A 25,327-nucleotide genomic window follows, 5' to 3' on the forward strand; every position below is an offset into this window, starting at 1 on the left:
TCCTCACCCGTGATCAGCCCGTCCACCGCCGAGAACTGACCCGTCACCCCGATCACCCCCCGCACCGCCTGCGGTTCCGTGACCACGTCATGACCACCGACGTGCAGGTCACCGGCGTCGGCGCCGATGAGGGTGGAGAGGATCTTGACGGCGGTGGTCTTGCCCGCACCGTTCGGGCCGAGCAGGGCGAAGACGGTTCCTTCGGGGACGGCGAGGTCGATGCCGTCGAGGACTGTCTTGTCGCCGTAGGACTTCCGCAGCCCGTTCGCCGCGATGGCCAAGCTGGTCATGAGGGGTGCTCCTTCCGGTGCTGCGGGTCAGAGGCTGCGGGCGGTGATGTCGCCCTGGGCGGTGGTCGCGCGGATGTCGAGGGCGGTGGTGCCGTCGTTCCTGAGCTCGTTGCTGATCCGGCCGTAGGTGGTGCCGGCGTCCAGGGCGGCCGAGACGCCGGTGGCGGCGGTGACGGAGATGTCGCCCTTCTGGGTGCTGAGGACGACCCTGCCGCCACCGGCCTCGGCGATCCGGATGTCCCCCCTCGTGGTGCTGATCTCCGCGGGGCCGCCGAGCCGGCCGACCTCGACGTCGCCGTCGATCGCGGTCAGGCGGATGCTCGCTGCCTCGTCGATCTTGATCTGGTGGTACGCGCCGTCGAATGCGATGTCGCCCAGGCGGCCGACGGCCCGGAACTCGGTGCTCGCCGCCTTCGCCTCGATGCCGGAGCCGGCGGGCAGTTGCACCGTCACCTCGACGGATCCGGAGGGACCCAGGTGCTCGTTCTTCACGGGGACCGAGATCCGCAGGACTCCGTCGGCGTAGTCGGCCGTGGTCTGCTCCGCCGTCTTCACGTCGCGGCTCCTGGAAGCGTTGGTGGGCCGGACCTCGACCACGGTGTCCGTGCGGTCCGCGGCGATGATCTGGACGCGTCCGGCGGGGATGTCCAGGGTGGCGGTGATCGGGTCGGGGGTGTCGAACTTCTGCATCGTGCTCTCCTTGCGGTCGTTGTTTCGAACACTGGAAAAGCTACGTTGCGTTCAGAGGTCGGGCAACATGCTTCTTGCGTCAATTCGCTGTTCTGGCAGGTAGTTGCCGTGTTTTCGTTGCGGCAATCGTGAAAGGAATGCAACGCAGGTCGCAGGGATTGTTGCAATGGGCTGAATGTGAACGCTATTCTCGCGGTATCGGACGACACGGAGGAGGGCACGATGCCGGGAGGCAGGCTCACCCAGAAGGACCGTCAGCAGATCGCACTCGGTCTGACCGACGACCTGCCCTACGCGGAGATCGCCCGGCGCCTGGAGCGTCCCACCTCGACGATCACGCGCGAGGTGATGCGCAACGGCGGCCCCACCGGCTACCGCGCGGACCTGGCCCACCGGGCCACCGAGCGCCGGGTCCAGCGGCGCAAGCCCGCCGCCCCCCGGGGCGCCGAGCCGGCCGCCCTGCCGCACGGGCGCGATCCCGTGGCCCTGGCCGCGTACGAGGAGCAGTTCACGGCCGTCATGATGCAGTCGGGCCTGTCCAACAAGATGATGGCGCGGGTGATGGTCTGCCTCCTCACCACCGATTCCGGCAGCATGACCGCGGCCGAACTCGTCCAGCGCCTTCAGGTCAGCCCGGCGTCCGTCTCCAAGGCGATCGCCTTCCTGGAGGGGCAGGCCCTCGTCCGCAGGGAACGCGACGAACGCCGCCGGGAGCGCTACGTCATCGACGAGAACCTCTGGTACCAGTCGATGGTCGCCAGTGTCCGCGCCCTCACCCAGCAGGTCGAGGTCTCACGGCAGGGCGTCGGCGTCCTCGGCCCCGGCACCCCGGCGGCCGTCCGTCTGGAGAGCGTGGCCCGCTTCCTCGACTTCGTCTCCGAGAGCCTCGCCCGGGCGGCGGAACAGGCCCGCGACATCCTCTACCCGAACGCTGGACCGGCTCCGGACGGCGCCGGGCCGCCGCCCCTCGACCGCGAACGGTGAGGGGCGGCGGCCCGGTCCGGACCGGCTCACGGCTGAGGCAGCGGGGCCATCGTCGGCGGGACCGGACGGGACGTGAACGACTGGTCGCCGCTCGGCGTCACCGGCACGGGAACCTGCGGGATGCCGCCTCCGGACGGCGCGGGCGGCCCAGAGGGGCTGGCGGTGGAGGAGCCGGCCGCGTCGCGGGCCAGACCGTCGAAGTCCACGAAGCCGGTGCGCTCCAGCATGGTGATGTGGTCGAGCACGGTCTGGTTGGCGTCCGAGGCCAGTTGCCGGATCAGCGAGTTGCGCGTGGTGTGCCGCACCTGCGCGACCAGCGCGAACACCTTGCCGTGTGCGGCGCGCAGGAGGTTGGCGAACTTGAGCTGGTACTCCTCGCCGCTCGCGGCGGTGAGCTCCTGGAGCCAGCCCTGCTGCTGTTCGGTCGGCTGGTTGGGGAGCTCCACGCCGAGCTTGGACGCCACGTCGCGGGCCCGCCGGTCCAGGTCGGTGTGGCCGACCACCAGATGGTCGCCGGCGAGCCGCACCGCCTCGCTCGGGGCCCGCTCGATGGCCTGCTGCCCCGCCGGGAGCTCCCACAGCCCGGCGAGGCGCACCTTGACCAGGAAGTCGCGGTCGGTCGCGGAGAGCGGGCCCCACTGGGTGGCGACGCTGGACGCGTTCAGATTGGCCTCGCCGGTGCCGGAGCGGTCGGCGTACGACCACACCGGGAAGGCGAGGGCGCCGAGTGTGGCGACCAGGGCGGCGATGATGAGGGCCGTTCCGTTGATGCGTCGCAGCAAGATGTCTCCAGGGCCGGTACGTGACAGCGTCGAATCAACCGCCAACTGAATTGTCGTGCAACCTACTTGGCGGTAATGCCGATGCGGCGGTACGGGGAGATACGTATCTCGGCGCAGGGATGTTCAACCCAGGTGCGTCGGGCGCCCCCGCTCCGGTGTTCTCCGGCCCCGGAGCGGGGGGCGCGCCCGTCGCGTCAGCGGCGCAGCGCAGGGTGGTCGGCGACCACCGTGCAGGACCCCGGGGCGACCTCGGTGAAGCCTGCGTCCCGCACCACCGGCAGTCCGCTCGCCGCGAGTCCACGCCAGCGGGCGGCGTCCGGGGTGGCGACGGAGAGCGGGAAGCCCGCCTCGCGCCAGGCCTTGCGCTCCGTGTCCGACAGTTCCCACCAGGCGAGCTGGGCGCCGTGCCCGGCCTGTGCCATCGCCTTGCCCGCCGACATGGCGACGTCCGGGTTCGTCCACAGCACCGGACCGGCGGGATCGGGTGCCGCCGGGGCCTCGGGGTCGTCCAGGTCGGTGCCCGACACCTGGAGCTTGGCCAGCTCCTTGGGCCAACCGTCCAGGGGCACCGGCGGGAACACCCGCACCTCGGCGTGCACCCCCGTGACCGTGATCCCGGGCAGGGTGCACGCCTTGCGCCACTCCGCGCCGCGGGCCCTGCGCACCACCTTGCGGATGCGGGCGTCCTGCCAGTCACGGATCACCTGCGCCCACTCGCCCTCCGTCCCGGACCCCTCCTCGCCGAGCGAGCGGGGGTCCGAGAGGATCGTGAGCACCGCGCGGGCGGCGGTCACCAGGGCGTCGTTGCGCGCGGGAGGATCCGTCTTCTCGATGCGCACCACCAGCGGGAGGACGAACTGCGGGGCCTCGTCACGGGCCGTCGGCTCCGTGCGGAACGGACTGCCGGCGGGGGCCTCCGGCGCTGCGGGGAGGGTCTCAGGAATGCTGTCGCTGCTCACCCGCCCAAGTCTGCCAGGCCCCTCCGGTACCCCGTTCTTGGCGGAACGAAGGGCTCCGGGTGAGGATGCACGGCATGAAGAGCGACCTCTTTTCCAGCGAGCACATGGCGCAGCAGGCCACGGCCCCGGGCATGACGCTGCAGAACGCCAAATCCATCAAGTACGCCGTCAACGGTGAGATGCACGCACGCCAGGGATCGATGATCGCTTTCCGCGGCAGTCTCCGGTTCGAGCGCAAGGGCCAGGGCATCGGCGGCATGCTCAAGCGCGCCGTGACCGGCGAGGGGCTGGCACTCATGGCCGTCACGGGCCAGGGCGAGGCGTGGTTCGCCCACGAGGCGGCCAACTGCTTCATCGTGGAGATGGAGCAGGGCGACGTCCTGACGATCAACGGCCGCAACGTCCTCTGCTTCGACGCGAGCCTCTCGTACGAGATAAAGACCGTGAAGGGCGCCGGGATGACCGGCGGCGGCCTCTTCAACAGCGTCTTCAGCGGATACGGGAAACTGGGCCTGATCTGCGACGGCCACCCCATCGTGATCCCGGTGACCGCGCAGCAGCCGGTGTACGTCGACACGGACGCGGTCGTCGGCTGGAGCGCCCAGCTCTCCACCTCCCTGCACCGCTCGCAGAGCGTCGGCTCGATGGTGCGCGGCGGCTCCGGTGAGGCCGTCCAGCTGATGCTCCAGGGCGAGGGGTTCGTGATCGTACGTCCCAGTGAGCTCAAGCCGGAGAAGCCCTCGGCCCATTGATCCTCCGAGGAGTGGGCCGCCGCTACGGCCCGCGCGGTCCCTGGGTGCTGCGCGGGCTCGACCTCGACCTGCCCCCGCACACCCTGGTCAGGATCGAGGGTGCCAACGGCGCCGGGAAGTCGACCTTGCTGCGGCTGCTCGCCGGTATCGACGCACCGGCCGAGGGGCACGTCACGGGGCGGCCGCGCACGGCGTACGTCCCGGAGCGCTTCCCGCCGGCGCTGCCGTTCACCGCTGCCGGATACCTCGTCCACATGGGCCGCGTCCACGGCCTGCCCACCGACCGGGCCGCCGCACGGGCCCAGGGGTGGCTGACGCGTTTCGGAGCCGCCGAACACGCCGCCACGCCCCTCTGGGAACTCTCCAAGGGGACCGCCCAGAAGGTCGCCGTCGCCCAGGCCCTCCTGGCCGAGCCGGAGCTCCTCGTCCTCGACGAGGCATGGACCGGACTGGACGCCGCGGCCCGCGGCGCACTGCACGAGGCCGTCGCCGAGCGGATCGCCGACGGCGCCACCGTCGTGTTCGTCGACCACGATCCGCGACGGCTCGCCGGACCGGCCGGCGTCGTGTACCGCCTGGAGGGCCGCACCCTCACCCCGGTGACCGGCCGGCCCGCCGATCCGGGACCGTACGTCCGCATCGGGGCCACGTGCGGGGCGCCCGCCGCCCTCCCACCGGGACTGCCGGGCGCGCCGGAGGTGGAACGGGACGCCGGGAACCCGGCCGCGGTCCGGCTCACGACCACCGCGGCACACTCGGACGCCGTGCTCCACGCCCTGATCACGGCCCGCCCGCCGTGGCACATCACCGGGCTCTCCCGCCTCCCGGCCGCGGTCCCGTCCCCCGTACCCGACACGGTGCCGCACCGTGCGCCCGCCGGCCCGGTGCGGGGCCGGGCGCCCGCCGTCGAGGGCACCTTGGCCCCTGCCCGGGACGGCACACCCTTCCCCGCCCGGGGCACCGCGACGCGCCGGGCACGGGCGTCCGGTCCGGCGGTGAGGGGTCAGGCCGCGGTGATGCGCTATCAGGCCGCGCTCCTGGCGCGTTCGCAACGCTGGCTCGCTCCTGTCCTCCTGTACGCCGCCGTCCTCGGCATCGGCGTGCGAGCGGGGCAGCCCCTGCTCGACTCGCTCGGATACGCCGCCGCGGTCCTGCTCCCCGTGGCCGCCTGGCTCACGCGGCTCTGCGTCACCCAGGAGCCGCCGGCCGCCCGTGCCGTCACCGCTGCCGCCGTCGGGCCGGCACGGTCCCACCTGGCCGCGCTGTCGACCGGTTTCGCCGGTGCGTCCGTGCTGGGCGGTGTGGGCACCGGGATCGTGCTCCTGATCAGCGAACCGGCCGGCACCGGCCACACCGTCGCCGTGCCGCTCCTGCCCGCCGCACTGGCCGGAGCGCTCGCCGCCGTGTGCTGCGCCCTGCTGGGGACGGCGGTCGGGGCGCTCTGCGCCCGGCCGGTCGTGCACCGCCGCGGCTGGTCGCTCGCCGCGATGCTGCTCGGCTCGCTGCTCGCCCTCGTGGCCGAGGGCTCACCGGCCCGGGCCGCGGTGTCGGGACTGGTCTCCGGTTCGCTGACCGGCACGGTCCACGTGCCGCTGATGCCGGCTGCCGGGGCCGCGGCCGCCGCAGCGGCGGCGGCCGTGCTCACGTCCCGCAGGGCGGCAGTGCGCGGGTGAGTACGCTCGGGGCATGGACGACGCGTACTGCGAGACACCCGGCCCGGCCCCCGCTCCCGCGGACGCGGGGCCCCCGTATGCCGAGTGCGTGCTGTGCCGGAGGCCGACCGAGTACCCGGAGTCGGTGAAGGGCAGCACCCTCTGCCCGGTCTGCGCCTGGCAGGAGGCCGGGCGCAACGCCTGCTCCGGCTGACGACCGCCGGGCGGACCGCCCGGCGCGGTTCCCGGCGGCGGGCGCGCTCAGCCGTGCATCAGCTCGGAGACCTTGACGAAGCGGTAGCCGCGCTCGCGCAGCTCCGGGACGATCCGGCGTACGGCGTCGTCGGTGACGGGCGCCGCGCTCCTGGTGCAGTGCATGACCACCAGCGATCCCGGCCTCACCCCGTCCAGCACCTGCTCGGCCACCGCGTCCGCGTCCGTGGCGAAGGCGTCCCCGCTGACCACGTCCCACTGCACCGCGGTCACCCCTGTCGCGGCCAGCGCCTTGAGCGCCGCGTCGTCGTAGCAGCCGCCGGGGAAGCGGAAGTACGGCACGACATGGCGCGCCCCCGTCCCGCGGATCGCGGTGAAGGCCCGCTCCACGTCGCCCCGCATCTCCGCCTCCGCGACGGTCGGCAGCCCGTAGCAGGGGGCGGAGAACGCGTAGTGGCTGAACGAGTGGTTGGCGATCTCGAAGAGCGGGTCGTTTCCGATGGAGCGGGCCTGGGCCGGGTACTCCTGCGCCCATCTGCCGGTCATGAAGACCGTCGACGGCACCTTCAGCCGGCGCAGCGAAGCGATCAGGGCGGGGTTGTCGAAGTGCTCGCCCCCGGCCGCGCGGGAGCCTTGGTCGGCGGTCATGTCCGCGTCGAAGGTCAGCGCCACGACCTTGCCGGACCCGCCCGCCGTGCGTCGTGAGCCGGAGGCGTCCGCCCGCCGTTCGAAGACCGGGGTCAGGCCGCCGGGCCCCCGGGCCGGCGCGCGCGGCCCGCTCTCCGGCGCCGGTGAGGGGGAGGTGCCGGTCTTCACCGGCTCCCGGGAGGCCGTCGGAAGCGCGGCGGTCCTGGCGCGGGTGCCCTCCGGGCCGGCGCAACCGGCGAGCACCCCACTCACCACAATCAGTACGATCATCGTACGAACGGATGTGATCATCGGGGGACGTTAGCTGACGGCTCCCCCGGTGGTGGGCGCGGCGCTCCGGCCTGCCGGTGGCCGGAGCGCCTGATCACCCGGCTGCGCGCACCGGCGTCAGCGCCAGGGGCCCGTCACTGCGAAGGTGGTCCCCGGCGTGTAGCAGTTCACGTACATCGTGGCGCCGTCCGGTGAGAACGTGACACCGGCGAACTCGCCCCACTCCGGCTCCTCGGGGGTCCCGATGTTCTGCCGCCCCCGCGCCATCGCGTAGACCTCGCCGCGCCGCGTCACCCCGAGGACGTGCTGCGCGCCGCCCCCGTCCTCACAGACCATCAGCCCGCCCCCGGTGGCGAGACAGATGTTGTCCGGCGACTCGCCCGGCAGCTGGATGTCGGTGTCCGGGCCGAAGACGACCACCAGGGTGAGCCGGCGCCTCTTCGGCTCGTACCGCCACACCTGGCCGAAGTGGTCGGCCGCCGACCCCTCCGCGCTGTGCGCGAAGCTGGAGACGAAGTACACCGAGGAGCCGCCCCAGTAGCAGCCCTCCAGCTTCTGGGCGTGCGTGATGCCCTTCGGCCCGAAGTCCTGGAGCCGGATCGGCGTGGCGGCGGCCTGCGGGTCCGGTACGGGGACCCACTCGATCCGGTCGAAGGCCGCGCCGGTCTCCTGGACGGCGGAGAGGTCGGGTACGCCGGGCACCCGCATGGCCTCGAGTGCCCCGCCGGCCCGCAGCGACCCCGTCCCGCCGAGCGGCTTCTCGGGGAGGAAGCGGTAGAAGAGCCCGAACGGCTTCTCGAACGCGTCCTCCGTCTCGTAGACGATCCCGTTCCCCGGGTCGACGGCGACGGCCTCGTGCTGGAAGCGCCCCATGGCGGTCAGGGGTACGGCACCGGTGCGGTGCGGATCGGCGCCGTCCACCTCGAAGATGAAGCCGTGGTCCTTGGTGTAGCCGTTGGTGCCGGCCTTGTCCTCGGTCTCCTCACAGGTCAGCCAGGTGTTCCAAGGGGTGCGGCCCCCCGCGCAGTTGACGGCCGTCCCCGCGATGGCGACGCGCTCGCCGCGCACCGCGCCGCGCCCGTCGAGTTCGAGGGACGTGCAGCCGCCCTTGCCCATGGGGTCGTAGGTGAGGCCCTCGACCGTCGGCACAGCGATCTTCCCGGTGACGCGGTTCTCGTGGTTGCGTACGAGATGGACCCGGCCGTGGCGGCCGGCGAAGGCGGCCATGCCGTCGTGGTTGCTGGGGACCCGGCCCTCGCCGGAGCGGAGCGGGTCGCCCTCCCGGGAGAGCACCCGGTAGCGGAAACCTTTCGGCAGGTCGAGCAGGCCGTCCGGGTCCGGCAGGAGGGGGCCGTAGCCGCTGTGGCCCCGGGCGTCGGCGGTGCCGGCGAAGAGTTCGGTGAAGGCCCCGGTGAAAGCGACCGAGGCGGCGGTCGCGGCGCTGCCGGCCAGGACCTGTCGTCGTGTTGCGAGTCGTCGAGGTGCGGATGACATGAGGCAACTCCCTGTTGGCGGACAGGTGAAGTGACCTGCATGTGTGTACCACGCGTCGTGGCGCGCGGGAACCATGCGCACCGTGGTGCCCCTTGTGTCCCCGGGGCGCCGGAGGCCCCGGGGACGGTGGGGTATCAGGCCAGCGAGGCGCTGAGCGTGATGGTGGTGCCCGTCAGCGCCTGGCTGACCGGGCAGTTCGCCTTGGCGTCCTCGGCGGCCTTCACGAAGCCCGCCTCGTCCAGCCCCGGGACGACACCCTCCACGGTGAGGTGGATACCGGTGATGCCGGTGCCGGGCTGGAAGGTGACCTCGGCCTGGGTGTTCAGCTGGGTGGGCGGGGTGCCCGCCGTGGCCAGCCCGTTGGAGAGCGCCATGGAGAAGCAGCTGGAGTGCGCGGCCGCGATGAGCTCCTCCGGGCTGGTCTTCCCGTTCGCCTTCTCCGCACGGGACGGCCAGGAGACCGGGAACTCCCCGACGCCGGAGGAGTCGAAGGTGACGACACCCTTGCCCTCGAGCAGGTTGCCTTCCCAGACCGTGTGCGCCTGACGCGTGGTAGCCATGCTGGATCCCTTCAAACAGTGTGCGCGGTCATCGGGACGTACGCGGCGCCCTGAGGCACCCGCACGTCCTTCAACACCCGAACCTACTGCGCCACCAGTCCCTTTGCGTCACGCGCCAGAGCCGTCAGCCGCGAGATGGCCCGGAAGTACTTCTTGCGGTACCCGCCGTTCAGCATCTCTTCGCTGAACAGCCGGTCGAAGGCGAGGCCGGAGGCGAGCACCGGCACCTCACGGTCGTACAGCCGGTCCGCGAGCACCACCAGACGCAGCGCGGTCGACTGGTCGGGCACGGGCCGCACATCGGTGAGGCAGACCGCCGTGATGCCGTCCGTCAGCGCGCCGTACCGGCTCGGGTGGACCCGGGCGAGATGGTCGAGCAGGGACGGGAAGTCGTCGAGGGAGGCGCCCGGGGTCGCGTACGCAGCCTTGGTCACCTGGTCGTCGGAGTACGGCGGCGGCGCCTCGGGCAGCCCCCGGTGGCGGTAGTCCTCGCCGTCGATCCGCAGCGGCCGGAAGTGCGAGGACAGACCCTGGATCTCGCGGAGGAAGTCGGCCGCGGCGAACCGGCCCTCCCCGAGCTTGCCGGGCAGCGTGTTCGAGGTGGCGGCCAGCGCGACGCCGGCCTCGACGAGCCGGCTGAGCAGCGACGACACCAGGACGGTGTCGCCCGGGTCGTCCAGTTCGAACTCGTCGATGCAGAGCAGCCGGTGCCCGCTCAGGGTCTGCACGGTCTGCTGGAAGCCGAGTGCGCCGACGAGGTTCGTCAGCTCCACGAAGGTGCCGAAGGCCTTGAGCGAGCTGTCGGCCGGGGTGGCGTGCCAGAGGGACGCCAGCAGGTGGGTCTTGCCGACCCCGTACCCGCCGTCGAGATAGACACCGCGCGGGCCGGCTGGCGCGGCCGGCTGCTTCCTCCCGAACCACTTGCGCTTGCCGGATCCCGTCGCGTGCGCGCCGCCGAGCCCCGCGGCGAAGGAGCTGAGGACGTCGATCGCCTCGGTCTGGCTCGGCTGGTTCGGATCGGGTACGTACGTATCGAAGCGCACCGAGTCGAAGCGCGGCGGCGGCACCATCTCCGCGACCAGCCGGTCGGCGGGGACGCGCGGTTCGAGGGCGCACAGGGACTGCGGGGACGGTTCGGCTATGGGACTCTGCCCAGGCACGGCTGTGGAGGACGACACAACTCTCCACCTTAAGGCCTCTCCCGGAAGGCCCTCGGCGCCGTGCCAGACTGCGGACCATGCGACGCCTGCTCCCTGTGACGGACCCGACAGCCACCTCCGGGTCCGCGGACACCACCGGCCGCGAGTGGACCCTCGCCGAACTGGCCGACGCCTACGCCTATCCCCCGGGGGAGGGGCGCCCCCTGCTCCGGGGGAACATGGTCTCCACGCTGGACGGCGCTGCGCACCACGACGGCCGCTCCCAGGGCATCTCCTCCGCCGCCGACATGCGGGTCTTCGGCACCCTGCGCGGTCTGGCCGACGCGATCGTCGTCGGTGCCGAGACGGTGCGTCTGGAGGGCTACCGGCCTCCTCGGGTCCGCGAGGCCTTCGCCGCCCGGCGCGCGGCGGCGGGGCAGGGACCCGCACCGGCCGTCGCGGTCGTCAGCGCGAGCCTGGACCTGGACTTCTCTCTCCCGCTCTTCGCCTCGCCGCCGGTCCGGACGCTGGTGGTCACCGGGGCGGCCGCCCCCTCGGACCGGGTCCGCGCGGCCCGGGACGCGGGGGCCGAGGTGCTCTTCGCGGGGGACGGTGCCGCGGTCGACCCGGCGCGCGCGGTGGAGGTGCTGGGCGGGCGCGGCTTCCGCCGGCTCCTCACCGAGGGCGGGCCGCGCCTGCTCGGTCAGTTCGTCGCGGGCGGGGTGCTGGACGAGCTCTGCCTGACCCTGTCCCCGCTGCTCGTCGCCGGGGACGCCCAGCGCATCGCGGGCGGGCCCGGGGTCGCCGTGCCGGAACGATTCTCCCTTCTCTCGCTGCTGGAGGAGGACGGATTCCTCTTCAGCCGGTACGGGAAGATCTGACACTTAGCGGAATAACTCGTTCCGGTTGGCTTCGGCTGGGCAGACTAGGTCCTGCTACCCCCTGCAATTGCGGGGAAGGATGGTTTCAGCAACAGCGGCCGCCCCGCGGCCGACGAGACGAAGCGGAAGGGCGCCTGTCGTGTTCACAAGCGTTTTGATGATCGAGAAGCCCCTCACTTCCGAGGACGTGGACTTCGTCACCACCCTCCACGGCGAGGAGCAGATCTCGTTCGTCGTACTGATGCAGCCCCGTAGCGACCAGGCCGACGTCCTGCTGCGCGCGATCGACGACGTGGCGATCGGCGAGCTCAGAGAGGCCGTACGCGAAGGTGACCGGCCCGAGGGCAAGGAGGCCAGGGAGCCCGCCGAGATGGCGCTGGAGTACTCGCTCAGGGAACTGCGCGAGGCGGGTGCGGAGGCCGTCGGGCAGGTGATCGAGGACCATCCGCTGGACAAGCTGAAGACGGTGGTCGACGACTCCGGGGCCGACGAGGTCATCGTGCTGACGGCGCCGCACTACGTCGAGGAGTTCTTCCACCGCGACTGGGCCTCCAGGGCCCGCCACAAGGTCGGCGTACCGGTGCTCAAGCTCTTCGCGCACAGCGAATAGGCTGGGGCGGACCCAGCACCACGTCACACCTCGGGAGAGACACGTATGGCACCCGGTATTCCTGCCGCCCTGGAACGGCCGCACTTCATCGGCATCGGCGGCGCCGGAATGTCGGGCATCGCGAAGATCCTCGCCCAGCGCGGCGCGAAGGTGGCGGGCAGCGACGCCAAGGAGTCCGCCACCGCCGACGCCCTGCGCGGGCTGGGAGCGACCGTCCACATCGGGCACGCCGCCGGCCACCTGGCCGAGGACGCGACCTCGGTGGTCGTCTCCAGCGCCATCCGCGCCGACAACCCCGAGCTGGTCCGTGCCGCCGAGCTCGGCATCCCGGTCGTGCACCGCTCCGACGCCCTGGCTTCCCTGATGGAGGGCCTCCGCGCCATCGCCGTCGCCGGCACGCACGGCAAGACCACCACCACGTCGATGCTCGCCGTCGCCCTGTCCGAGCTGGCCCTCGACCCCTCGTACGCCATCGGCGGCGACCTGGAGGGCCCCGGCACCAACGCCGCGCACGGCGGCGGCGACATCTTCGTCGCCGAGGCCGACGAGAGCGACCGGAGCTTCCAGAAGTACGTCCCCGAGGTCGCGATCGTCCTCAACGTGGAGCTCGACCACCACGCGAACTACGCGTCGATGGACGAGATCTACGAGTCCTTCGAGACCTTCGTCGGCAAGGTCGTCCCCGGCGGGACCCTGGTCGTCGCCGCCGACCAGCCCGGAGCGGTCGAGCTGACCCGCCGGGTCCGCGGCCTCACCTCCCTCAACGTCGTCACCTACGGTGAGTCCGAGGGTGCCGACGTGCGGGTCCACAAGGTCACGCCGCGCGGCCTGACCAGCGAGGTCACGGTCGTGCTCAACGGCAAGTACCTCACCTTCACGGTCTCCGTGCCCGGCCGCCACTACGCGCACAACGCGGTGGCCGCCCTCGCCGCCGGTGTCGCCCTCGGCCTCCCCGCGCACAACCTGGCCTCCGCCCTCGGCGCGTACACCGGGGTCAAGCGCCGCCTCCAGCTCAAGGGCGAGGCGGCCGGCGTCCAGGTCATCGACTCCTACGCGCACCACCCCACGGAGATGACCGCCGACCTGGAGGCCATGCGCGGCGCGGCGACCGGTTCCCGCCTCCTGGTGGTCTTCCAGCCCCACCTCTTCTCCCGCACCCAGGAGCTCGGCACGGAGATGGGCCAGGCCCTCGCCCTCGCCGACGCCTCCCTGGTCCTGGACATCTACCCGGCCCGCGAGGACCCGGTCCCGGGTGTCACCAGCGAGCTGATCATCGACGCCGCGAAGGCCGCGGGCGCCGAGGTCACGGCCGTCCACGACAAGGCCGCGGTCCCCGCCGCCGTCGCGGGAATGGCGAAGCCCGGTGATCTGGTTCTCACCATGGGAGCGGGCGATGTCACCGACCTCGGCCCGCAGATCCTGGACCACCTGTCGAGCTGAGGGAGCCACCGTGTCGTACGACGTCGAGAAGCCGGACGAGCAATGGCGGGCGGAGCTGTCCCCCGCCGAGTACGCGGTGCTGCGCAAGGCCGGCACCGAGCCCGCGTTCGTCGGTGAGTACACCGACACCAAGACGGCGGGGGTCTACTCCTGCCGTGCCTGCGGGGCGGAGCTGTTCCGCTCCGACACCAAATTCGAGTCGCACTGCGGCTGGCCGTCCTTCTACGACCCGAAGGACAGCGACGCGGTCGAGCTGATCCAGGACACCAGCATGGGCATGACGCGCACCGAGGTGCGCTGCGCCCGCTGCGGGTCGCACCTGGGGCACGTCTTCGAGGGTGAGGGCTACCCCACGCCCACGGACCAGCGGTACTGCATCAACTCGATCTCGCTGACCCTGGCGCCGGACGAGAGCTGAGCCGGCGGTCCCGCAGCCGGGGACCGGCCGCACGACAGACGGAACGCCCGTCGGGAGGATGCCTCCCGACGGGCGTTCCGTCGTGCCGGGGCCGTCGATGACCCGTTGGCCGTCGATGTCCCGTCGGGCGTCGACGGCCCCGGTGGGCCTCGATGACCCGGCGGCCGGCCGTGTCCCCAGCGGGCGGCCGGGGACACGGGGCTCACGCCTCGGCCAAGGCGCTCACGCTTCGACCCGGCGCTCACGCTTCGGTCAGCAGGGCGCTCACGCCTTCACGAGATCCGCCGGCTCCCGCTGCACGGGGATCTCCCGGTTCAGCCGCTCACCCTCGATGTCGAGGTCGGGCAGGACCCGGTCGACCGGGCCGGGCAGCCACCAGGCGGCGCGTCCCAGCAGGTGCATGACCGCGGGCACGAGGGCCATGCGGACGACGAAGGCGTCGACGAGCACGCCGACCGCCAGGGCGAACCCGATGGACTTGATGATCGGGTCGGGCATGAACACGAACCCGCCGAAGACGGCGGTCATGATCACCGCCGCAGCTGTGACCACGCGCCCGTTGTGGCCGACACCGCTGACGACGGACTCCCGGGCGTCGGCGCCGTGCACGAAGTCCTCCCGCATGCGCGAGACGAGGAAGACCTCGTAGTCCATGGCCAGCCCGAAGAGGATCCCGATGAGCAGGATGGGCAGGAAGCTGACCAGCGGTCCGGGGGTGTCGAGGCCGACGAGGCCGGCCAGGTGGCCCTCCTGGAAGATGGCGACGGTGATGCCGAACGTGGCGCCGATCGTCAGCAGGAAGCCCAGCGCCGCCTTGAGGGGGACCAGGACCGACCGGAAGACGAGCATCAGCAGCAGGACCGACAGCCCGACCACCAGCAGGAGGTAGACCGGCAGCGCGCCGGCCAGCTTCTCGGAGACGTCGATGCCGACCGCAGTGGCACCGGTCAGCGCGACGGAGGCGCCGGAGACGCTCTCCACGCGGTCACGGATCTCGTTGACGGTGTCCTCGGTCGCGGCGTCCGTGGGGCCGGTCTCGGGGATCACGGCCAGCAGGGCCGTGGTGCCGTTCTCGTTCGTCTGCGGCGGAGCGACGGCCAGTACCCCGGGGGTCTTCGTGATCAGCGCGGCCGTCTTCTCGACCGCCGTACCGGTGGCCTGCGGGGTGCCGGCGGACACGACGGCGATCAGCCGGCCGTTGAAGCCCTCGCCGAAGCCCTCGGTGGTCAGGTCGTAGGCCTCACGGTTGGGGGATCCGACCGCTTCGGTGCTCGCGTCGGGAAGGGCCAGGCGCATGTCCTGCACGGGCAGGGCGAGAGCACCGAGGCCGGCCACCCCGAGGACGAGGACGGGGACGCGCAGCCGTGCCACGATCCGGCCCCAGCGGAAGCCGAGGCCCGACTCGGCCTCGACGCGCGCGGAGGCGGCGGCCGGTTCCCGCGTCCGCTGCTTCCGGGGCAGGACACGGGCCCCGGCGAAGCCGAGGACGGCGGGCAGCAGGGTGAGGGACACGAGGACCGCGAGGGCGACCGTGGCCGCGGCCGCCAGACCCATGACCGTCAGGAAGGGCACTCCGGCGACGGCGAGCCCCGCCAGCGCGATGACGACCGTGGCGCCCGCGAAGACGACGGCCGAACCGGCGGTCCCGACCGCGCGGCCGGCCGCTTCCTCGCCGTCCATGCCGTCCGTGAGGTAGTGGCGGTAGCGGGAGGTGATGAACAGGGAGTAGTCGATCCCGACGGCCAGGCCCAGCATGAGCGCCAGGATGGGGGCGGTGCTGGTCAGCTCCACGACGCTGCTGAGGGCGAACAGCCCCGCCATGCCGGCCCCGACGCCGACCAGCGCGTTCAGCAGGGTCATGCCCGCCGCGACCAGCGAGCCGAAGGTGAGGACGAGGACGAGGGCGGCGACCGCCACACCGATGACCTCGGTCGAGCCGATCTCCGGGACGCCCCGCATGATCTCGCCACCGTGTTCGACGCGCAGATCCGGGACGGACGCGCCGGCCTCCGAGAACGCCTCGCGCTGTGCGTCGGTGATGCCGTCGACGCCCGATGTGAACTGAACCTGGACCAGGGCGTAGCGGCCGTCGCGCGAGACGGCCTTGGACGCGAACGGGTCGACGGCGGCGAGGACTCCGGGGACCTTCGCGGCCTCCTGGGTCACGGGGGCCACGGCGCCGGGCGTGAGCTTCCCGCCCTCGGGCGCGGCCACGACTATGGTCCCGGTGGCCCCGCCCGCCTGCGGGAATTCCCGCGAGAGCGAGTCCAGGGCCTTCTGCGACTCGGTTCCGGGGATCGAGAACTTGCTGGTGGTGGGGCCGCTGAAGGCCGCCGCACCCCCTCCGAGCAGGGCGAGCAGCAGGAGCCAGAGGGCGACGACGCGCCCTCGGCGGCGGAAGGACAGCCGGCCGAGCCGGTACAGCAGTATTGCCATGCGAAGGAGGCGTCTTTCTCTTCGTACTGGGCTTCTGTCAGCGGGAGTCGGCGGAGTCGACAAGGGTCGACGGGAATCAGCGGGTGGGGCGGCCGAGGGTTCTCAGGGCTCCCCGGACCAGTTCGGCGCGCATCGTGTCCGGGGCGACGTCCACAGCGGCGGCGACCGTGACAGCCACGCCGCCGATCACCATCTGGGCCATGACGCGGGCCCCCGGATCCCGGGAGCGGCCGGCCAGCGCGTCCGCGAGCTCGTCGACGGCCTGAGGGATGACGGCGAGGACCGGGTGGCCGAGCATGTCGGGCAGCTCGGCAAAGATGATCTTGATTTCCAGCTGGAAGCGCATCGCCAGGCCGACGTAGACCGCCACGGCGGACTCGGCGGCCTGATCACCCGTCAGCGCACCCAGCTCCTCCCGCATGGCGGAGAGGCTCTCGGCCGGCGGGGTCAGCAGTTCGGTGAGGATCGCGTCCTTGCCGGCGAAGTGGTACAGCAGGGACGCCTTGGAGCAGCGCGCCTCCACCGCGATGTCGTGCAGCGAGGCGCCCTTGAAGCCGTGCTCGGCGAAGAGGCGCAGTGCGGCGTCGAGGATCTGACGGCGCATCGCGGAGGGCGGACGTGGCATGGGCCCACCGTAGCTGACCGATCGGTCAGGCCTGACCGATCGGTCAGGCCGTCTTCTGTGACGCGGGCCACGTCCTCGGGTGGGCGGGAGAACGGTTCGGCGTGACCGCGGGTGGGCGGGAGCACGGGAGATGGCCCCCCAGCGGTGCTGGAGGGCCATCCGTGAACTCGTCCCCGGGTCCGGAGATCCGCGGCCGGTGCCGTCACCGGCGGTGCGTCACCTCTCCGTCGGCCTGTCCCGGCCGAGGTACTCTCCGTCCCGCGCGACGACGGCTCCGCCGTGCACCACCAGGTCCCGCTGGGGCATGTCCACGATGACCTGGGGCAGGCATGCGCCCTTCACCAGGACGAAGTCGGCCGGGGCTCCGGGCGCGAGGTCCGCGTGGTCGAGGCCCATGACGTCCGCGCCTCCGTGGGCGGCGACGCGGTAGCACTCCGTCAGCTCGTCGTCGAGCCGCACGTCCGTGACCCACCCGAGCAGGTGCGCCCGGTGCAGCATGTCGGCGTTGCCGAAGGGGCTCCAGGAGTCGCGGACGCCGTCGGAGCCGAGGCCCACCCGCACCCCGTGTTCGCGCAGCCGGGCGATCGGCAGCACCAGGGAGTCGGACGGCGCCACCGTGGTGAGCGCGATGTCCAGATCGCCCAGATCGGCGGCGAGGGGCCCGAGTTCGCCGTCCGTCAGGCCGGTCAGGCAGAAGACATGGCTGACCGTGACATTGCCGGCCAGCGACAGGGCGCGTGTGCGGTCGATGATGCCGCGCAGCGCGTCGATCCCCTTCGCCCCGCGGTCGTGCAGATGGATGTCCAGGCCGATGCCGTGGCGGTCGGCGATGCCGAAGACGGCGTCGAGCTGCTCCTCCGGGGCCTGGTCGAAGCCGCCGGGATCGATGCCGCCGATCATGTCGACGGCCCCGCTGCGCGCTGCTTCCTCCAGCAGCTCCACCGTGCCCGGGGTGCGGATCACACCGTGCTGCGGGAAGGCCACGATCTGGACGTCCAGGGCGTGGCGCAGCCGACGCCGGGCCTCCGCGAGGCCCTCCACCCCGGCCAGGTCGTAGGCCGGGGCCACGTCGGCGTGGGCCCGCATCGCCCGTGTCCCGCGGGAGACGGCATGGGTCATCAGACCGTACGCGCGCTCCGCGACGGGACGGCTCTGCCGGTGGAACAGCTCCACGTCCTGTTCCACGTAGTCGGCGATCCCGTTCGCCGGGCGACGCGACACCCAGGATCCGCCCCAGGTCGTCTTGTCGGGGTGGATGTGTGCGTCCACGAGGGACGGCAGGGCGATGCGCCCGCCGCCGTCGACGACCTTCGCGCCCCGGGGTGCCGGGCCGCGTGAGACGCGGCCGTCGACCACGACGAGGTCGGTGGGTTCCTGGCCGAGCGGACGGACGTCGCGGAAGACGACGGCCCCGGTGGCGCCTCCCTGGGCGCTGGACGCGCCGGCAGGAGCGGCGGCCGCGGCGGTCGTCGTGGCCGCGGTGCCGGCCAGTGCGGCGGCACCGGCGAGCACCGTGCGGCGGGAGAACGTACCGGAGGCGGGTGAGGACGGCTGCATGGGCACTCCTGCTTCGGGGTCGGCGTGGCGAAGGGGTGGGGAGAGGGCCGGGGTGCGGCGGGCTGTGGCGGCGGGGGCATCCGGCCGGAGGCCCCCGCCGGTGGGGCACCTGCCGGGCCGTCAGAGCGCGAGACCCGCCCGGACCACCCGCACCGGCCGCGTGAGGAGCGTGAGGTCGGCGAGCGGATCGCCGTCCACGAGGATCGCGTCGCCGGCGAAACCGCGCGCCAGGCGGCCCGCCGTGCGCTCCAGTCCGAGCAGCCGGGCCGCGCCGGTCGTGGCGGTACGGATCGCGTCCAGCGCGGACAGCCCGGCCGCGCGCATCAGCTCCACCTCCCGGCCGATCGGGCGCACCGTGCCACCGGACGAGTCGGTGCCGGCGGCGAGCGGGACGCCGAGCTCGTGCGCGGCCAGCACCGCCCGCTTCAGTACGGGGAGATAGGTGCGTCCCCGCTCGGCGAGGACCGGGTCGGCGGAGTCGGCAAGGCCCGCGATGGCCGTGAGGGTGGGCGTGAAGTACGTGCCCCTGCGGCGCATCTCGCCCAGGGTCCGTTCGCCGACGAACACGCCGTGCTCCAGGGAGCGGATGCCGGCGGTGACCGCGTCGTGGCAGCCGCGCTCGCTGTAGCTGTGGCAGAGGACGCCCTTGCCCCGCCGCCGTGCCGCGCCGACGATCTCGGAGAGCTGCTCGTGCGAGTACACCTGGGTGAGCGGATCCTGCTCGGGCAGGCCGGCACGCTCGTTGACGCGCGTCTTGATGACGTCGGCACCGCGGGCGACGTTGACCTCCACCACGCGGCGCAGGGCCTCCGCCGAACGGACACCGTCCGCGAGGCGGGCGAGCGGGGTGAGGTCGGGGTCGGCGAGCACGGTCTCCCCGAGGTCCGGGGTGACGAAGATGCCCGCGGCGGTCAGCCGGGGAGCGAGGCCGGGGCTGTGCCGGGCCAGCTCGCGGACGGCGATGTCCTGGTAGAAGGAGGTCGACCCGCTGCGCGCGCTGGTCGCGCCTTGGCGCACGGCGTCGCGGGCCTCGGCGGCGGTGCTCAGGTGGATGTGCGCGTCGATCAGGCCGGGCAGGACCCAGCGGCCGTGCGCGTCGAGGGTCTCGGCACCCCGGGGGACGGTGACGCCGCCGCGCGGACCGGCCGCGCGCACGGTCCCGTCCTCGATGACGACGACGGCGTTCTCCGTGACGTCGCCGGTGGCCGGGTCGAGCAGGGTGCCGCCCTCGATCACCAGGGTGCCGCCGTGAGCCGGGCCGCCGGAGGCGGTCCGCCCGGTGGGCGACGCCGCGTCACGGCCGACGGGGGCGGCGGCCGCAGGGGAGGCTGCCGCCACGGTGCCGGCGAGGGCGGCCGCACCGGCGAGCACACCGCGGCGGGTCAGCCTGCCGGAGGGCGGGGGGATGGCTTCGACGCACATGAGGGCTCCTTGGGGGGAGTGGGCCGATGGCTTCCCAGTTTGTATACCAAGGATGTGGCGACGGGCAAGGATCATGTCTGCCAACTGCGGAAATGTGCAACAGCAGGTCAATGCGCCGTTCGGTGGTGGATGCGCCTTCCCGGTCTTGGTATACAAACGTCCCCGGTGGTCGGACTGCCCGGCCCCCGGCGGCCGGACTCCCCGGCGGCCGGGAACCGGTCAGCCGTCTCCGAACAGCGAGCGCAGGGCGACGGCCCTGCTGTCGCGCACGTGCAGCAGCGTGCAGGCCGCGGCGGCCTCCGCGTCGCCCGCGGAGATGTGCCGGTACATCTCCGCGTGCTGGGCCCGCATGTGCGCGGGCTCCTCGCGCATGCCGAACAGCAGCTGGAGCTGCCAGCTGAGCTGTTCCATCGTGCGGGCGAGCAGCGGATTGCCCGCCAGGGCCACGACCCCCTCGTGGAAAGCTGTGTGGGCGGCCACCTCGCGTGGGCCCTCGTCCGACGCCGCGGCCGACTCGGCCTGCCGGAGGGCGGTTTCCAGGACGGCCAGTTCCCCGGTTCCGCCCGCCGCCACGGCCCGCGCGACAGCCCGCGCCGCGAGCCGCGACGCCTGGACGGCCAGGGGCTCCCAGACCTCGTAGAGGTGGTCGACGTCGTCGTACTCGAGGCGGCGCACCCGGACACCGCTGTGGGGGAGCAGTTCGAGGAGACCTTCGGTGACCAGCGCCCGCAATGCCTCGCGCACGGGCACCCGGGACATGCTCAGCTCCTCGGCGACCTCCCGCTCGACGAGGCGGGCACCCTGCGCGTAGCGCCGGTCGACGATGCGCTGGAGGACGGCTTCACGGGCCCTCGCGCTCAGTGAGGCGGCGCCGGCCGTCGCAGGAGTGCGTGAACCGCCCTCGCGGGCCGCCGGTCCGGTCCCGCTGCCATCCGCCACCTGGTCCGCCTTCATCCGTCCCTCGCCGGGCCTGCCCCGGGCGAAGAGTAGAGCAGTCAGTCCTCGTCGGACCCGGACTCCGCGGTCGCCTCGGCCCGCAACAGCGGGTGGGCCACCCCGGGGAACACCCGGGCCCGCACGACCTCCTCGGCCGAGCCGCCCCGCACCACCGTCTCGGCCACACCCCACGGGCGGCCCGCCAGGCGGACGGTCAGCGTGTACGAGGAGGAGCAGCCCATGCACTCGTAGCGGTCCGCCCAGACCTCGACGTCCGTGACGCTTCCCGGATAACGCTTCACGTGCAGGTGCCGTGCATGGCAGTGGTCGCACTTCTCGCCCGGCTCGCACGTCCCGCCGCACGGGCACGGCACGTCCAGCGACTCCGCGGGGCGCCACCGCTGGACGAGCAGGGCGTCACGGGTCGCGCCCATGTCCTTCATCGCCTTCAGGTTCCGCGCGGCGACGTTGTACGACTCACCGGTCGCGGCCATCCGGTCCCGGATCACGTCCTTGCGTCCGCGGTTCGTCGTCATGCCGTCGCCTCCTGGGGTGTCACGCAGCCCACCAGGAGGCACACGGGATCACAACCTCCCACGGTACCTGCCGTGCGGCGCCCCCGGCGACCTCGTCACCCCCTGCGCACCCGCCCCACGATGCGCCGGCCCAGGCGTCCGATGGAGCGGGACGGCCGGTTCCACGCGCGGAACGCCTCCACCGTGCGCGGGCTCCCCCCGCGCTCCACCGCACCCTCCGCCGACGCCAGCTCCTCGGGGGACAGGCTGCGCACGGCGGGACGCAGCACCTCCTCCAGCAGGGCGGTCCGGGTCCGGGTCCAGGCGGTGCCCGCGTGAGGGTGGGCGTTCCACACGGTGAAGCAGTCCGCCACGTAAGCGGGGTCCTCACGCAGCAGGGCCACCACCGCCTCGCGGCGGGCCGCCCTGCCGTAGGCCTCGATCAGGTCCTCGTCGCCGGTGTGCACGAAGGCGTACAGCTCCGCCTCCGGACGGTCCGGGGAGAGGAGCCGTTCGGCGAGGGCGCCGTAGGCGTGCTCCAGCGCCAGGGGCTCCACCGGTTCGGCCCGGGACCGCAACGTCCGGGCGTTGTCCGCCCAGCCGGGCTCCGCCGTCCCCGCGCGCATGTCCCGCGCGAAGTCCAGCAGCATCAGGCAGGCCCGTACCCGGGCCCCGATCTCCTGGGGGAAGCCGCGCAGCAGGTCGTGGGCGAGCTCGGGGGCGTCCTCGTCGTCCTGGGGCGCGGCGAGCGCCGCGTCGACCAGGGTCTGCCAGGTGCCCGCCGTGCGGTGGGCGTCCGACGTGGTCTCGCCCAGCAGCGAGCGGGCCTCGGCCGCCGTCGGGGTGTCCTCGCCCCACACCAGTCCCGCCGCGGTCCTCAGGACCAACGGCTCCGCGAACGGGGACATGCCCGCCGCGCGCAGCACCGTGTGCAGGACCCCCACCCGGTCGCCGCCCCGCGTCTTCGCGCCGGGAGCCTCGGCGCACATCCGCAGATGCGGCAGGGCCTGCGTCCCGGTGAAGGGCAGCGCCACCCGGGTCAGCAGCCGCTCCGTGTCCCCGGGGTGGTCCGGTGCCAGCCGGTCCAGCTCACCCAGCAGCGCCGTACGGACGTCGAACTGCTCGTCCATCAGGTCCAGCAGGGCCCGGCAGGCCCCCGCCCCGGGGTCGTCGAGCAGCGCGCGGGCCAGCCGGGCCACGACCTCGGGGAGCAGCTCCGCGCAGTCGACCCCGAGCAGCCGCACGATCCGCAGCAGCTGCACGGTCCGTGCGACGCCCCTGGGCACCCCGGCGGCCAGTTCGGCCAGCAGCTCGTCACCCAGCTCCTCGACCAGCCCGGCGAGCGCGCGTTCCCCCGCGGGCTCCTCGAACGCCGAACGGGCGGGCGGCTCCAGGGCCACGTCGCCGCCCCGCACCGCCTGGGTCACCAGCAGCGCGGCGAGCGGAGCGGTGACGGCGGCGGGGCTGCGGCCGTCGAGTGCCGTCAACAGCCGCAGCGCCGCCGCGCACTCCCCGGCCGTACGGTCGTCCGCGGGTGCCGTCAGTGCGTCGGTCAGCTGCCGGATGCCCTTCTCGTCCAGTGCGTACGGCCGCTCGGCGGCCCAACTCGCCGCGGCGGCACGCTCGTCGGACCCGAGCGCGATGCCCGCGCCCAGCGCCGTGACGGCGAGCGGACCGGCGGCGAACGGCTCGCCCGGCAGCTCCGCCGCCTCCCGGAAGAGCTCGGGGGCCCGACTGCGCCAGATCCGGGCGGCGGTCCCCGCCCAGGCGTCGTCCACCGTGCCGGAGGGGCGGGGGCCCGAAGCGGCGTGCACACGGAAGCGGGGGTCGCGGGCATCGGGTGCGTCCTCGGGCAGCACGCCGACGACCTGGTGCGCGGTGCGTCCGGGGTGCCGGGTGTACGTGAGGAAGGTCAGCCGTTCGGCGTGCTCGTGGGGCAGTACGGCGGTCGCCAGCGCGACCCACCGGGCCACGTCCGCGCTCTGCCGCTCCACGAGCACGACCGGCGGCGCGGACGGGTCCTCGCTCACCCGGCGCAGGTCGCTCAGCACGGCGGCGAGCCACGGGCTGCGGGACACGGCGAAGTCGCCGAGGCTCTCCCGGGTGAGCCCTCGGGACGGGTCCTGCGCGGTGGACATCGAGGTCAGGGGGTCGGGCAGCACCCGGTCGGGCGTCGCCGCGAGCCATCCCGCCGCCCCCCATGCGGCGACCGGGAGCACCCTGCCGGGTATCGGCGTACCGGGCGGCAGGTGCACGGCATGGGCGTGGAACCCGCCCGCGCCCGCCGCCACCGTACGGCTGAGCAGATGGCTGCCGTCGGAGAGCAGGACGAAACCGAACGCCACGGGCAGGGCGCGGACCCGGGTGTCGGTCAGCCGCTCGGGGGTGCCCTCCGGGGCCTCGTACGCCAGGAGCGGTGCGGCCTCCGCGCGCACCGGCCCGGGTATCGCGGGGTCGACGGAGGTGAACCGGCCGGCCGGCTCCCCGTCCCCGGACGTGACGGAGGTGTAGTGCAACTGCGGGAGGCTCATGCGTAGGCCCTCATCGTCCCTGCCACGTGCGTCCCCGTCACGCGCACCGGCCGCCGCTCGCCGCCCTGTCGGTGCGGCCCGGCCGGCGGAGCGACGACCCCGGCGGGGAGCTTTCCGCAGTCGTGCGGGCGACGTTATCAAGCCCTGACGGCCCGTTGGGCCGCGCGCCGCACGAGGCCGCTCCGGTGTCCCGGGTCCTCGATCCGTCGTGCATCGGTGCATGGGACGTTCCGTATCGAAGCCGGCCGAGCCGGTGCTGCCGGCCAAGGACTCAGGCGCCAGGGGAGCGACTTAATCGGGTGCGTGGGCATCCGGCCGGGTGATACAAGATCCCGCGTGACTGAGAATCCCGGCTTTCCCACCCTGCTGCAGATGATCGACGAGCGGTCCGCCGCGTTCCGCGCCGCGATAACCGCCGCCCCGAGCCTCGACGCCGACGTCCCGTCCTGCCCGGGATGGAAGCTGTACGACCTGGCGAACCACCTCAGCGAGGGGGACCGCTTCTGGGCCCACATCGTGCTGAACACCGCGCCGGGCGACGAGCGGCCGAGCAAGGACGGGCTGGCGGCGCCCAGGGAGCGCGAGGCCCTGGTGGCCTGGCTGGCCGACTCGACGGAGCAGCTGCTGGCCGCGCTGCGCGAGGCCGGCCCGGACCGGGCCTGCTGGGCCTGGTGGGAGCCGCTGGCCTCGTCGCACACGGTGGCCGCTGTGGCCCGCCGCCGCGTCCCGGAGTCGATGATCCACACCTACGACGCCCAGCTGGCCTCCGGCGCCCCGCAGGAGCTGCCGACGACCGAGGCGCTCGACGCTGCCGAGGAGTTCCTCGCTACCGTCTGCACCGTCACGACTCCGTGGCCGAGGGAGCCCGCCACCATGGACTACCACGCGGTGGAGGGCCGCTCCTGGCGCCAGACGCTGGACGCCGCCGGCTCCCGCTTCACCCGCCTCACCCCGGCGGAGGCCGCCGACAGCAAGCCCACCGCCGCCCTCCACGGCACGGCGAGCGAGCTGGCCCTGCTGATGTACATGCGCGTCCCGGCCGACGCGGTGCGGACGGAGGGCGATGCCGGGCTGCTCCAGCAGCTGCGGGACTGGGACTGACGTCCTGAGTCCTTGATCCGTCGGCAGTATGCGGCGAGGGACTCGAGGATCTGGCTCTCCACGCGAGGGTCTGCGGCGATCGGCCTCGCACCCACGCACCGGGCCCCCGCCGCTCGTGATCCGACAGCACCCGGCTCGGCCGCCTTCGACCCAGGACGTCCCACGCATGGATCGCGGCGACGGGCCCGTGGCGGCCCTGCTGCACGGTGTGGCGACAAGGGGCTCCTTCCGGCGCCACGTCCTCGCGGATCCGCGCTCCGATGTCAGGTGCGTCGTGCCCACGCTGCCGCTGGGCGGCCGCCGCAGTGAGCCGCCGGGGACTTCGTCCCTGCCCCTCTGGCGTGACGAAGTCCCCCCGGGTGAGGGCCGCTCGAAGGCGCTCCCGCACCCGGGCGGATCCCCGGTCCCCTCGTCGTCCTTGG

At 73.2% G+C, this 25,327-nt stretch carries 24 protein-coding genes; 9 read left to right on the plus strand and 15 right to left on the minus strand.

Annotated elements, in window-relative coordinates:
- Both ACFC51_RS13630 and ACFC51_RS13635 read right to left on the minus strand, forming a co-directional pair.
- Positions 1–290: ATP-binding cassette domain-containing protein (locus ACFC51_RS13630; RefSeq protein WP_376528663.1), on the minus strand; the 290-nt coding region annotated here is incomplete at its 3' end.
- 27 nt (positions 291–317) lie between these two features.
- Complete coding sequence (locus tag ACFC51_RS13635) at positions 318–980, minus strand: DUF4097 family beta strand repeat-containing protein (protein ID WP_376371118.1); 663 nt, start codon at positions 978–980, stop codon at positions 318–320.
- A 222-nt stretch (positions 981–1,202) separates the two neighbouring features.
- Here ACFC51_RS13635 and ACFC51_RS13640 point away from each other — a divergent pair, with 222 nt between their 5' ends.
- The gene (locus ACFC51_RS13640; RefSeq protein WP_376371259.1) at positions 1,203–1,964 is read left to right on the plus strand and encodes a helix-turn-helix domain-containing protein; all 762 of its coding nucleotides are present in this window, start codon (positions 1,203–1,205) and stop codon (positions 1,962–1,964) included.
- Positions 1,965–1,990: 26 nt separating this feature from the next.
- Here the strand turns inward: ACFC51_RS13640 and ACFC51_RS13645 are convergent, their stop codons facing one another.
- Together ACFC51_RS13645 and ACFC51_RS13650 are read right to left on the minus strand one after the other, a co-directional pair.
- Positions 1,991–2,743 carry a DUF4142 domain-containing protein gene (locus tag ACFC51_RS13645; RefSeq protein ID WP_376371262.1) on the minus strand — a complete coding sequence of 251 codons (753 nt, stop codon included), beginning with the start codon at positions 2,741–2,743 and terminating at the stop codon, positions 1,991–1,993.
- A 197-nt stretch (positions 2,744–2,940) separates the two neighbouring features.
- Positions 2,941–3,705, minus strand: a complete 765-nt coding sequence (locus ACFC51_RS13650; RefSeq protein WP_376528665.1) for a peptidyl-tRNA hydrolase — start codon at positions 3,703–3,705, stop codon at positions 2,941–2,943.
- A gap of 74 nt (positions 3,706–3,779) precedes the next feature.
- Here ACFC51_RS13650 and ACFC51_RS13655 point away from each other — a divergent pair, with 74 nt between their 5' ends.
- The 3 genes from ACFC51_RS13655 to ACFC51_RS13665 are packed head-to-tail and all read left to right on the plus strand — an operon-like array spanning position 3,780 to position 6,323.
- On the plus strand, positions 3,780–4,457 hold the full coding sequence (locus ACFC51_RS13655; protein ID WP_376528667.1) for an AIM24 family protein: 678 nt from the start codon (positions 3,780–3,782) through the stop codon (positions 4,455–4,457).
- Between the two features lie 11 nt (positions 4,458–4,468).
- Positions 4,469–6,130 (plus strand): ATP-binding cassette domain-containing protein, encoded by a 1,662-nt coding sequence (locus ACFC51_RS13660; protein WP_376528669.1) that lies wholly within the window; start codon positions 4,469–4,471, stop codon positions 6,128–6,130.
- Positions 6,131–6,143: 13 nt separating this feature from the next.
- Positions 6,144–6,323, plus strand: coding sequence for a hypothetical protein (locus tag ACFC51_RS13665; RefSeq protein ID WP_376371125.1), 180 nt, complete (start codon positions 6,144–6,146; stop codon positions 6,321–6,323).
- 47 nt (positions 6,324–6,370) lie between these two features.
- Here the strand turns inward: ACFC51_RS13665 and ACFC51_RS13670 are convergent, their stop codons facing one another.
- The 4 genes from ACFC51_RS13670 to zapE all read right to left on the minus strand — a co-directional run bounded on the left by ACFC51_RS13670 (position 6,371) and on the right by zapE (position 10,472).
- On the minus strand, positions 6,371–7,240 hold the full coding sequence (locus tag ACFC51_RS13670; protein WP_376528671.1) for a polysaccharide deacetylase family protein: 870 nt from the start codon (positions 7,238–7,240) through the stop codon (positions 6,371–6,373).
- 117 nt (positions 7,241–7,357) lie between these two features.
- Positions 7,358–8,734 carry an alkaline phosphatase PhoX gene (locus ACFC51_RS13675; RefSeq protein ID WP_376528673.1) on the minus strand — a complete coding sequence of 459 codons (1,377 nt, stop codon included), beginning with the start codon at positions 8,732–8,734 and terminating at the stop codon, positions 7,358–7,360.
- Positions 8,735–8,868: 134 nt separating this feature from the next.
- The gene (locus ACFC51_RS13680; protein ID WP_329234308.1) at positions 8,869–9,294 is read right to left on the minus strand and encodes an OsmC family protein; all 426 of its coding nucleotides are present in this window, start codon (positions 9,292–9,294) and stop codon (positions 8,869–8,871) included.
- An 83-nt stretch (positions 9,295–9,377) separates the two neighbouring features.
- Positions 9,378–10,472, minus strand: coding sequence for a cell division protein ZapE (gene zapE / locus ACFC51_RS13685; RefSeq protein WP_376371129.1), 1,095 nt, complete (start codon positions 10,470–10,472; stop codon positions 9,378–9,380).
- A gap of 59 nt (positions 10,473–10,531) precedes the next feature.
- On the opposite strand from zapE, the gene ACFC51_RS13690 reads away from it, so the two are divergent.
- The 4 genes from ACFC51_RS13690 (at position 10,532) to msrB (ending at position 13,782) form a co-directional block, all read left to right on the plus strand.
- Positions 10,532–11,314, plus strand: coding sequence for a pyrimidine reductase family protein (locus tag ACFC51_RS13690; protein ID WP_376528675.1), 783 nt, complete (start codon positions 10,532–10,534; stop codon positions 11,312–11,314).
- A gap of 157 nt (positions 11,315–11,471) precedes the next feature.
- Entirely contained in the window at positions 11,472–11,924 is a 453-nt protein-coding gene (locus ACFC51_RS13695; RefSeq protein ID WP_376371132.1) for an indole-3-glycerol phosphate synthase, read from the plus strand.
- A 45-nt stretch (positions 11,925–11,969) separates the two neighbouring features.
- Positions 11,970–13,364 carry a UDP-N-acetylmuramate--L-alanine ligase gene (gene murC / locus ACFC51_RS13700; protein WP_376371133.1) on the plus strand — a complete coding sequence of 465 codons (1,395 nt, stop codon included), beginning with the start codon at positions 11,970–11,972 and terminating at the stop codon, positions 13,362–13,364.
- A 10-nt stretch (positions 13,365–13,374) separates the two neighbouring features.
- Complete coding sequence (gene msrB, locus ACFC51_RS13705; protein ID WP_376371135.1) at positions 13,375–13,782, plus strand: peptide-methionine (R)-S-oxide reductase MsrB; 408 nt, start codon at positions 13,375–13,377, stop codon at positions 13,780–13,782.
- Between the two features lie 264 nt (positions 13,783–14,046).
- Here msrB and ACFC51_RS13710 read toward each other — a convergent pair whose 3' ends face one another.
- From ACFC51_RS13710 to ACFC51_RS13740, 7 genes are all read right to left on the minus strand, one after another.
- Positions 14,047–16,218: an MMPL family transporter gene (locus ACFC51_RS13710; RefSeq protein ID WP_376528677.1), complete on the minus strand. Its 2,172-nt coding sequence runs from the start codon at positions 16,216–16,218 to the stop codon at positions 14,047–14,049.
- Between the two features lie 76 nt (positions 16,219–16,294).
- A complete protein-coding gene (locus ACFC51_RS13715) occupies positions 16,295–16,843 on the minus strand; it encodes a TetR/AcrR family transcriptional regulator (protein WP_376528679.1) in 549 nt (182 codons plus the stop codon).
- 216 nt (positions 16,844–17,059) lie between these two features.
- Positions 17,060–18,400 carry an amidohydrolase gene (locus tag ACFC51_RS13720; RefSeq protein ID WP_376528682.1) on the minus strand — a complete coding sequence of 447 codons (1,341 nt, stop codon included), beginning with the start codon at positions 18,398–18,400 and terminating at the stop codon, positions 17,060–17,062.
- 120 nt (positions 18,401–18,520) lie between these two features.
- Positions 18,521–19,822, minus strand: coding sequence for an amidohydrolase family protein (locus ACFC51_RS13725; protein ID WP_376528684.1), 1,302 nt, complete (start codon positions 19,820–19,822; stop codon positions 18,521–18,523).
- 219 nt (positions 19,823–20,041) lie between these two features.
- Complete coding sequence (locus tag ACFC51_RS13730) at positions 20,042–20,761, minus strand: GntR family transcriptional regulator (protein ID WP_376371144.1); 720 nt, start codon at positions 20,759–20,761, stop codon at positions 20,042–20,044.
- Between the two features lie 56 nt (positions 20,762–20,817).
- On the minus strand, positions 20,818–21,294 hold the full coding sequence (locus ACFC51_RS13735) for a hypothetical protein (protein ID WP_376371145.1): 477 nt from the start codon (positions 21,292–21,294) through the stop codon (positions 20,818–20,820).
- A gap of 95 nt (positions 21,295–21,389) precedes the next feature.
- Positions 21,390–23,804 carry a GTPase-associated protein 1-related protein gene (locus ACFC51_RS13740; RefSeq protein ID WP_376528687.1) on the minus strand — a complete coding sequence of 805 codons (2,415 nt, stop codon included), beginning with the start codon at positions 23,802–23,804 and terminating at the stop codon, positions 21,390–21,392.
- 336 nt (positions 23,805–24,140) lie between these two features.
- On the opposite strand from ACFC51_RS13740, the gene ACFC51_RS13745 reads away from it, so the two are divergent.
- A complete protein-coding gene (locus tag ACFC51_RS13745) occupies positions 24,141–24,905 on the plus strand; it encodes a maleylpyruvate isomerase family mycothiol-dependent enzyme (protein WP_376371149.1) in 765 nt (254 codons plus the stop codon).
- The last annotated feature ends 422 nt before the right edge of the window (positions 24,906–25,327 follow it).

Source organism: Streptomyces sp. NPDC055962 (genome assembly GCF_042270185.1).
GTDB lineage: Bacteria > Actinomycetota > Actinomycetes > Streptomycetales > Streptomycetaceae > Streptomyces.